This window comes from Pantoea sp. MQR6, from assembly GCF_022761075.1.
Lineage (GTDB): Bacteria > Pseudomonadota > Gammaproteobacteria > Enterobacterales > Enterobacteriaceae > Pantoea > Pantoea phytostimulans.
On the sequence record NZ_JAKYXB010000001.1, the window covers coordinates 2,159,142 to 2,168,610 of the forward strand.

9 protein-coding genes are annotated in these 9,469 nt (G+C 52.9%); 3 read left to right on the forward strand and 6 right to left on the reverse strand.

Features of this window, described 5'->3' with window-relative positions; translation table 11 throughout:
- The first annotated feature begins 105 nt into the window (after positions 1–105).
- Positions 106–846: a peptidoglycan meso-diaminopimelic acid protein amidase gene (gene dpaA / locus MUG06_RS10165; RefSeq protein WP_215847519.1), complete on the forward strand. Its 741-nt coding sequence runs from the start codon at positions 106–108 to the stop codon at positions 844–846.
- Here dpaA and MUG06_RS10170 read toward each other — a convergent pair.
- Positions 817–1,584, reverse strand: a complete 768-nt coding sequence (locus MUG06_RS10170; RefSeq protein ID WP_243078462.1) for a class II glutamine amidotransferase — start codon at positions 1,582–1,584, stop codon at positions 817–819. The two genes, dpaA and MUG06_RS10170, sit on opposite strands and share 30 nt — an antisense overlap.
- A 48-nt stretch (positions 1,585–1,632) precedes the next feature.
- Positions 1,633–2,211, reverse strand: a complete 579-nt coding sequence (lpcA, locus tag MUG06_RS10175) for a D-sedoheptulose 7-phosphate isomerase (RefSeq protein WP_215847521.1) — start codon at positions 2,209–2,211, stop codon at positions 1,633–1,635.
- A 253-nt stretch (positions 2,212–2,464) separates the two neighbouring features.
- On the opposite strand from lpcA, the gene fadE reads away from it, so the two are divergent.
- Positions 2,465–4,912, forward strand: a complete 2,448-nt coding sequence (gene fadE / locus MUG06_RS10180; protein WP_243078463.1) for an acyl-CoA dehydrogenase FadE — start codon at positions 2,465–2,467, stop codon at positions 4,910–4,912.
- 60 nt (positions 4,913–4,972) lie between these two features.
- Here the strand turns inward: fadE and mtnK are convergent, their stop codons facing one another.
- Positions 4,973–6,172, reverse strand: a complete 1,200-nt coding sequence (gene mtnK / locus MUG06_RS10185; RefSeq protein ID WP_243078464.1) for an S-methyl-5-thioribose kinase — start codon at positions 6,170–6,172, stop codon at positions 4,973–4,975.
- Positions 6,173–6,294: 122 nt separating this feature from the next.
- Here mtnK and mtnA point away from each other — a divergent pair, with 122 nt between their 5' ends.
- Complete coding sequence (gene mtnA, locus MUG06_RS10190; RefSeq protein ID WP_243078465.1) at positions 6,295–7,317, forward strand: S-methyl-5-thioribose-1-phosphate isomerase; 1,023 nt, start codon at positions 6,295–6,297, stop codon at positions 7,315–7,317.
- 154 nt (positions 7,318–7,471) lie between these two features.
- Here the strand turns inward: mtnA and MUG06_RS10195 are convergent, their stop codons facing one another.
- From MUG06_RS10195 to MUG06_RS10205, 3 genes are read right to left on the reverse strand one after another with little or no spacing between them, the layout of a single operon-like run.
- A complete protein-coding gene (locus MUG06_RS10195) occupies positions 7,472–8,014 on the reverse strand; it encodes an acireductone dioxygenase (RefSeq protein WP_215847525.1) in 543 nt (180 codons plus the stop codon).
- Position 8,015: 1 nt separating this feature from the next.
- Positions 8,016–8,699 (reverse strand): acireductone synthase, encoded by a 684-nt coding sequence (gene mtnC, locus MUG06_RS10200; RefSeq protein WP_243078466.1) that lies wholly within the window; start codon positions 8,697–8,699, stop codon positions 8,016–8,018.
- A complete protein-coding gene (locus MUG06_RS10205; protein WP_215847527.1) occupies positions 8,696–9,310 on the reverse strand; it encodes a methylthioribulose 1-phosphate dehydratase in 615 nt (204 codons plus the stop codon). The genes mtnC and MUG06_RS10205 overlap by 4 nt, the downstream gene beginning before the upstream one ends.
- Between the last annotated feature and the right edge of the window lie 159 nt (positions 9,311–9,469).

Consider the following 9,469-nt stretch of genomic DNA (forward strand, 5'->3'; position numbering starts at 1 on the left):
AACAGACAATGTTAATGTTGCGCAGCGGTAGCGGAGTTTTCCGATAATGCAAGCAGAGACGCTGTTCGGCGTCATTGTTCTTCTTCACGTCAAGGTACACACAGCATGGGCAAAATCGCACTCCTGTTTGCGATGATTTTGATGCCAGCCCTCAGCATGGCAATGACACCTGAACCCGTTCAACAACTGGCGCCGGTGAATAAAGAATTAAAGAAACAGTTACTCGGCACGCCAGTTTATATCCAGATTTTCAAGGAAGAACGTACGTTAGAGTTGTACGGTAAAATCGGTAATGAATACCGTCTACTGGACACCTATCGCATCTGTAATTTTTCTGGCGGCCTCGGCCCGAAACGTCGTCAAGGCGATTTCAAAAGCCCGGAAGGATTTTATAACGTTAAGCTGAATCAGCTGAAGCCCGATAGCCGCTTCTATCGCGCTATTAACATTGGTTTTCCGAACCAATACGATCGCGATCAGGGCTACAACGGCAACTATTTGATGATCCACGGTGATTGCAAATCGATTGGCTGTTACGCCATGACCAACGCCTACATGGATGAAATTTTTAATTATGTGGATGCGGCGCTGCGCAATGGGCAACCAGAGGTGAGCATTAGCATCTATCCGTTCCGCATGACTGAAAGCAACATGCAGCGTCATCGTTACTCAACCTACGCCAATTTCTGGCGTGAGCTGCAACCGGGCTATGCGTATTTCGACAAATACCACCAGCCACCCACGGTTAACGTGACCAGCGGTAAATATGTCATGAACAACAGCCCGGTGATAACCAATCCCGAAGCTGCGTCCAAATCATTCCTGGCGCTCTCCAAGGCAGAATAATGCCCATTCACCTGGCACTATCCGGTGCCAGGTTTCATTTCCTGTCAACGGCTGCGTCGCTATCACCGTCACGATATCATTGGCAGTAGTGTGTTCTTGAAAATCAACCTCAACATCCTGATCAAGCAACTGCGCACGGCCAAACGGCGCACGGCGCGTGATCCAAAAGAGATTGGTGGAACAGAACGCCATCAAATAACGTCCGTCTGACAGCAACATATTGAACACGCCTTTCTGCCGCAGCTCGCCGGCTAATTCACCGATATAACGAAATACCGCAGGCCAGTTACCTGGTGTGCGCGGATAACGTGTCGCCAGCTTATGCAGAATCCAGCAAAAAGCCTTTTCGCTGTCAGTTTCACCCACCGGACGGAAAGTGCCGGTTTCCAGCTGACGATAACCTTTGAGTTGGCCGTTGTGAGCGTAGGTCCAGTTGCGTCCCCATAATTCACGTGTAAACGGATGGGTGTTTTCCAGCGATACCTGTCCGCGATTGGCCTGACGAATATGTGCCACCACCGAATGGGATTTGATGGGGTATTCCTGCACTAAGCGCGCAATTGGCGAGTTATAGCTGGGCAGCGGATCTTTAAACGTGCGGCAGCCTTTATCCTCGTAAAACGTAATGCCCCAACCATCTTTGTGTGGCCCGGTTCCACCGCCGCGCTGCACCAGACCGGTGAAGCTGAAACAGATATCCGTTGGTACATTGGCGCTCATCCCGAGCAATTCGCACATAGCAACCGCCTTAGTTAAACGCCTCCCGTCGAGCAGGAGGCAATGCTGTTACTTCACCATCTCTTTTTCAATCAGCAGCATCAGGATATGAATCACTTTTATGTGAATTTCCTGAATACGGTCAGCATAGCCAAAATGCGGCACACGGATTTCAATATCGGCTGTTCCCGCCATTTTTCCGCCATCTTTGCCGGTCAGCGTAATGACTTTCATGCCTTGTGCACGCGCGGCTTCAATCGCTTTAATGATATTGGCAGAGTTACCGGAAGTAGACAGGCCCAGCAGTACATCGCCAGAACGCCCCACGGCTTCAATGTAACGCGAGAACACATAGTCGTAACCAAAATCGTTGCTGACGCAGGAAAGATGGCTGACGTCAGAGATGGCAATCGCCGGATAACCAGGACGATTTTCGCGGTAGCGGCCCGTTAACTCTTCAGCGAAATGCATCGCATCGCAATGCGAGCCACCATTACCGCACGACAACACTTTTCCACCTGCTTTAAAACTGTCGGCCAGCATCACCGCAGCGCGTTGAATCGCATGGATATTGGCTTCATCGCTCAGAAAATTATTTAACGTATCGGCGGCTTCATTAAGTTCTGAACGAATAATGTCCTGGTACATAGGGATGTCCTTTAAAGGGAGGTTTATCGCAGCAAGTTTAACGGAATGGCCGGTCAGCGCAAAGCACCGCACCCTATCCGTCCCCCTTTCCCCGCGAAAATTTGGCGGGACTTCTGCCCGGAAAAAACCGCGCGCAACGATTTTGTGAGGAAGGTCGTAACTGCGATGTAAACGAATTGCTAAATCAAACCAACTGCTCTAAAGATCTACTCATAACAGGTCAGACCTCTTACTACTTTACAGGCGGTTCATTATGATGGTTGTTTCGATACTTGCGACGGTGGTGCTGATTAGCGCCTTGTTTTATCACCGCATTTCGCTGCGGTTGAGTAGCCTGATTCTGCTGCTGTGGACCGGCGCGCTGGCGGCGGCTCAGCTCTGGACACCTTGGTTGCTGCTGCCGTTAGCCATTATCCTGCTGCCTTTCAATTTGCCCGCGTTGCGCCGTGATCTCTTTTCCAAACCGATGCTACAGCGTTTTCAGAAAGTGATGCCACCGATGTCGCGCACCGAGAAAGAGGCGATTGAGGCCGGTACAACCTGGTGGGAAGGCGATCTGTTTCAAGGTAAACCAGACTGGCAGAAGCTGCACAACTATCCGCAGCCGCGTCTGACCGCCGACGAGCAAGCCTTTATCGATGGCCCGGTTGAAGAAGCTTGCCGCCTGGCAAATGATTTTCAGATCACCCATGAAATGGCCGATCTGCCGCCTGAACTCTGGGCGTATTTAAAACAGCATCGCTTCTTCGCCATGATCATTAAAAAAGAGTATGGCGGACTGGAATTCTCAGCGTATGCACAAGCGCGTGTGCTGCAAAAACTGGCTGGCGTGTCGGGCATTTTAGCCATTACCGTCGGCGTTCCGAACTCACTTGGCCCCGGTGAACTGCTGCAACATTACGGCACCGACAAACAGAAAGATCACTATTTACCGCGTCTGGCGCGTGGTGAAGAGATCCCTTGTTTTGCTCTGACCAGCCCGGAAGCGGGTTCGGACGCAGGCGCTATTCCCGATACCGGCGTGGTGTGCATGGGCGACTGGCAAGGCCAGCACGTTCTGGGTATGCGTCTGACCTGGAATAAGCGTTATATCACGCTGGCCCCCATTGCCACCGTGCTGGGGCTGGCATTTAAACTCAGCGATCCTGAAGGATTGCTGGGCGCAACCAAAGAACTCGGTATTACTTGTGCGTTGATCCCCACCCATACGCCAGGCGTTGAAATTGGCAATCGACACTTCCCGTTAAACGTCCCGTTTCAAAATGGTCCAACACGCGGCAAAGATATCTTCGTACCGATCGATTTTATTATCGGCGGCCCAGAAATGGCCGGACAAGGCTGGCGGATGCTGGTTGAATGCTTGTCGGTTGGGCGCGGTATTACATTGCCATCAAACTCTACCGGCAGCCTGAAAAGCGTGGCGCTGGCAACCGGTGCTTATGCGCATATTCGTCGCCAGTTCAAATTACCAATCGGTAAAATGGAAGGAATTGAAGAGCCGCTCGCGCGGATCGCCGGAAATGCTTATGTGATGGATGCAGCCGCGACGCTGATTACCACCGGTATTATGCAGGGCGAGAAACCGGCGGTGCTCTCTGCAATCGTCAAATATCACTGCACCCATCGCGGTCAGCGCGCCATTATCGACGCCATGGATATTGCAGGCGGCAAAGGCATCATGCTCGGCAACAGCAATTTTCTCGCCCGTGCCTATCAGGGCGCGCCCATCGCGATTACGGTTGAAGGCGCGAATATTCTGACGCGCAGCATGATCATTTTTGGTCAGGGCGCGATTCGTTGCCATCCTTATGTTTTGCAAGAGATGGCAGCAGCAGCCAACAATGATGTCAGTGCTTTTGACAACGCGTTGTTCAGCCACATAGGTCATGTCGGCAGTAACCACGTGCGCAGTTTGTGGTTGGGTTTAACCGGCGGCCGCACCAGCGCCACGCCAACGCGTGATGCAACGCGCCGCTATTATCAGCACCTGAACCGCATCAGCGCTAATCTCGCTTTGCTGTCAGATGTTTCGATGGCAGTGCTGGGCGGTAGCTTGAAACGTCGCGAACGCATTTCAGCCCGTTTAGGTGATGTGCTGAGCCAGCTCTATCTCGCCTCCGCAACGCTGAAACGTTATGACGATGAGGGCCGCAACGAAGCCGATCTGCCGCTGGTGCATTGGGGCGTACAGGATGCCTTGCATCAGGCGGAAGATGCCATGGATGATCTGCTGCGTAACTTCCCGAATCGCTTAGTTTCAGGCGTGCTCCGCCTGGTGATTTTTGCCGGCGGCAAACAGTGTCCAGCGCCTTCTGATCGTCTCGATCACCAGCTCGCAAGATTGCTGCAGCTGCCGTCAGCGACGCGTACTCGTTTAGGTCGCGGCCAATATCTGACGCCGAGTGAACATAATCCGGCAGGACAGCTGGAGCAAGCCTTGCAGGATGTGATGGCGGCGGAAGTGATTCACGATCGGCTATGCAAACAGACTAAAAAGCATCTCTCTTTTACCCGGCTTGATGCGCTGGCAACGCAGGCGCTGGAACAGGGCTTAATTGATGTGCAAGAAGCTGAGGTGCTGAAACGCGCCGAAGCGAGTCGATTGCGCTCCATTAACGTTGATGAGTTTGCTGCAGATGCGTTGGCGGTGCCGGCTAAAGCGGCGGAGCAGAAACCGGGTCGTGCCAGCGAAGCCGCTTGATGATCCGATGAATCATTCCCTAACAGGCCGACGCAATGTCGGCCTTTTTTATCCGCTTTTTCAGACAGCCTGGCGAATGCGGGCCAGCAGCGCTTCCACATCCTCAATATGATCGGCGGCCAGAATCAGCGTGCGGCCCAGCGTGATGGCGTTACGAATACACTCCGTGCGCATCGCCTCATCTTTAATGAGCTTCATATCCGCAACGTGAGACATGCCCACAGTACGACGAATCAGCTCGGTACCGCAGTAGCCAATCGTATCCGCCCATACTTTACGTAAAAACGCCTGCGCATAGCCTGGATATGCCATGGCAACATCGGTGGTTTTGGCTTCAGCCAGTTCAAGAAAGCGATGGGCGAAGGCAATCCAGACGTCGCGCACATCGCTTAAACGCTGTTCACGACCATCGGCGGCTTCGCGCGGCGCCAGCAGGCCTGGCAGACCACAGTAGTTGATCAGCAAATTACCCAACGCGGTGCCAACATCAAAGCCAATCGGACCGAAATAACCAAACTCAGCATCAATCGCTTTTAGGCTACCGTCAGCGACAAAAATCGATCCGCTGTGGATGTCACCATGCAGCAGCGCTTCAGCATTGGCAAAGAAACGATGCTTAAGGCCCGCCACCGCAATGCGTAACGCATCATCATGACGCAGGCTGGCGACCAGCGGCTCCAACGCCTCCGGGTATTTATTGCGCTCATGATCGGTGTAGGGATCGTTGAAAAACAGATCCTCGGTGATTTCGCACATTTCCGGGTTAATAAAGCGGGCAACCTCCGCTTTTTTCTGGTGAGGATGCAAAATGAAATCAGAGGTGTGAAACAGGGTTTGCGCCAGATATTCACCCAGCTGACGCGATGCTTCCGGGTAATAAACGCCTTGTACCAGCTCGCCGCGCCAGATACGGTGACTGGAAAGGTCTTCCATCACCATCACGGCCAATTCTGCGTCGTAATGGGTAATCTGAACGGTATGCTGCGGACAATGTTTATAGTGTTCAACCAGCGTTTGCGCTTCCAGACGGGCACGATCCAGCGTTAACGGCCAGGATTCTCCCACGCAACGTACGTAGGGCAGCGCTTGCTTAACCACCACGCGGCTTTTGCCTTGGTTATCATAAATCTTAAACACCAGATTAAGGTTACCATCACCAATCTCTTCCGCACTGACCAGCGTAGAAGGATCGTCCACTCCGCCAAATTGTTTGGCATATTCCACAGCGTCAGCAGCGGTGAAGGTACGGTATTGCGACATTGCCATTCCTTATAAACAAAAGACTTGAGGATCAAATAGCCATAAGCCGTTCAGACGTCTATACATCCGCCAAGCATGTTGGCACAATATCCGCCATTAACGCAACATGGATTTCACAGACAATGCAGAGACTTCAAACCACCAGCCTACAGGTTCGTGACAATCAGCTTTGGATCCTCGATCAGCAAGCGCTGCCGCAGCAAAAAAACTGGCTACCCGCGCACAGCGTGGCGCAGCTGGTTGAACATATTCATGCCTTGCGCGTGCGCGGTGCGCCGTTGATTGGCCTTTCTGCGTCGCTGCTGCTGGCGCTGCTGGCGGAGCACGGGCAAACGCGCGATCAGCTGGCAGAAGCGCTGGAAATCCTGCGCGCGGCGCGTCCGACCGCTGTGAACCTAATGAATAATCTTGATCGCATGAAGCTCGCGCTAGCGCAGGAGACGTTTGTCGACGCGCTTGTAAAAGAAGCGCTGCGTCTGGTGGAAGAAGATAAGCAGCTGTGTGACGATATCGCTGACGCTGGCAGCGCGTTGGTCACGCCTGGCAGCCGCTTGCTGACACATTGCAATACTGGCGGATTAGCCACCGCAGGCGTAGGCACCGCGCTGGGCGTGATTGCCCGAGCGCATCAGCAAGGTAAAGTAGCAAATGTTTGGGTCGGTGAAACGCGTCCTTTATTGCAGGGTGGGCGGTTGACTGCATGGGAACTGGGTGAGCTGGCGATACCCTATCAGTTGATCACCGATTCCATGGCCGCCAGCCTGATGGCCAGTAAGCAGGTTGATGCGATTTGGGTCGGTGCCGATCGCATCGCTGCGAACGGTGATGTAGCGAACAAAATTGGCACCTACAGTTTGGCAGTGCTGGCGCATTACCATGGCATTCCATTTTATGTTGCCGCGCCACACACCACGCTGGATCGTTTGTGTCCGAACGGCGCAGCGATTCCGATTGAACAGCGTGCGGCGAGCGAGGTCACCGGCGTAGCGGGCAGTTTTGGCAATGTTCAATGGGCACCCGAAAATGCGGCTGTTTATAACCCGGCATTTGACGTGACGCCTGCTGCATTGATCAGCGGTTGGGTGTTGAATACCGGTGTGGTCACGCCAGAGCAGGTAAAATTGGGTGCGTTTCAGCCACAGTGATTCCTGCGTTGCGAGGTCGTTTGTCCCCTTCCCGGTCTTCCCCGTTTTGATGGGGAGGGACCGAGGTGGGGACAGTGCACACACGTCAAAACCGCGTATGTAGAGGCCAACATCTAACGCGCAGAGGTCAAATCTCTACGCGCAAAGGCAAAAGCTAATCCAGCCGTGGATAAGCATCGGCAATCTTGTCGCCAGTAAAATTAGCTACCCAACCTTCCTGATTATCGAAAATACGGATCGCAGTGAAGTTTGGCGACGATCCCATATCAAACCAGTGCGGCGTTCCCGCCGGAACGGAGATCAGATCGTTTTTCTCACACAGGATCTGCAAGATCTGTCCATCCAGATGCAGGCAAAACAATCCTGCGCCCTCAACAAAGAAACGCACTTCGTCTTCGCCATGGGTATGCTCTGAAAGAAACTTCTCGCGCAACACGCTTTTCTGGGGATTGTCGGCACGCATGCTGATGACATCCCAACTTTGATAACCCTTTTCGGCGACCAGACGATCAATGGCATGCTGATAAGCGTTAATTACCTTTTCGGCGTCAGGATTCTCACCCAGTTCGCGATCCGCTTCCCAGCGCTCAAAGCGTACACCTTTAGCGTTAAGACGTTCACGGATTGCCTCAGCATCGGTGCTGTGCCATACCGGCTGGCTGGCTTCACTCTCAGTAAAAATGGTCAGTGCACTCATCTCAAATCGACTCCGGGTTAATCTGGGAAAAATTATTGACCTGACGATGACGGCTTTGATTATCCGCGTCGCCACGAATCAACTGCAGGGTTTGCCAACCGGCTTCAGCCGCTGCGTCCAGTTCCTGATAAATATCAGAAAGAAACAGCAGCTGGTCAGCCGGCAGGCCGATTTCGGCGGCGATAGAGTGATAAGCGTTAACCTCACGCTTGGCACCAACGTGCGTATCAAAATAACCGCTAAACAGGCCAGTAATATCACCTTCGTCGCTGTAGCCAAATAACAATTTCTGCGCCGCAACCGAGCCGGAAGAATATACGTAGAGTTTTATACCCTGCTGCTGCCATGCCTTTAAAGCAGGCAGAACATCAGGGTAAAGGTGCCCGGTAAAACTGCCGTTAACGTAACCCGCGCGCCAGATCATCCCTTGCAGCGCTTTTAAGCCGGTGGATTTACGATCCTGATCCATAAAGCTGAACAGGATCTCAGTGATCGTGGCGAGATCGGCCTCCGGCAGTTCGGCTTCGATGCGTACCGCATTCAGCGCGGCAGCAACCTCTGCGTTATCCTGATTTTCGCGAATAAAGGCAGCTAAGTGTTGGCGGGCGTAAGGAAACAGTACGTTGTGCACGAAGCGGATGTCGCTGGTGGTGCCTTCGATATCAGTGACAATAGCGCGGATCATTTGCTCTCCAGCAGGCGACGTTGACGTTCGCATTCAAATAAAAACTCCAACCCTTCAAGATGACGTCGTGCTTCATTGACGTTTTCGCCCCAGCAGGTTAAGCCGTGACCGCGTAATAAAAAGCCGTAACGCAGCGGAAAACGGGCGGCATAATCTTCAATTTCTGACGCCAGCGCAGCGATGTCTTGGCTGTTATCAAATACCGGAATCGCCACGGTATCTTCATGCGTGTGCTGACCCGTCAGGGATTTTTGCATTTCGTAGCCATACAGCAGCAGTGCAGCGCCCTCTTCCACTCGAGACAAGACGGTGGCGTTAACGGTGTGCGTATGCAGAACCGCGCCCGCCTCGGGAAATAGTCGATAGATTAAGGTGTGCAACGCGGTTTCGGCAGAAGGTTTGCGTCCAGAAGGCGCAAGATTAGAAGCAATTTCAACCTGGATGAAGTCATCACGCGTCAGGCCACCTTTGTCTTTGCCCGATTCGCTGAGCAAACAGAAATGTTCATCCTGACGAACCGACATATTACCGCCAGTCGCGGGTGCCCAGCCTTTAGCGCCTATCCAGTGACAAGCGGCGACGAGCTGATCGAGCTGTTGAGTGTCAGACATACAATATCCTGTGCGATGGGTTTATGGCCTTGATAATACCTATTTTAATAGGGCGGCAAACGCATGAATCCCCGGGAGCTTACTCAGGTAAGTGACCGGGGTGAAATGCAGGCAGCCAACGCATCTGCAGCGCGAAGCATGACGGATAGATATCCTAAA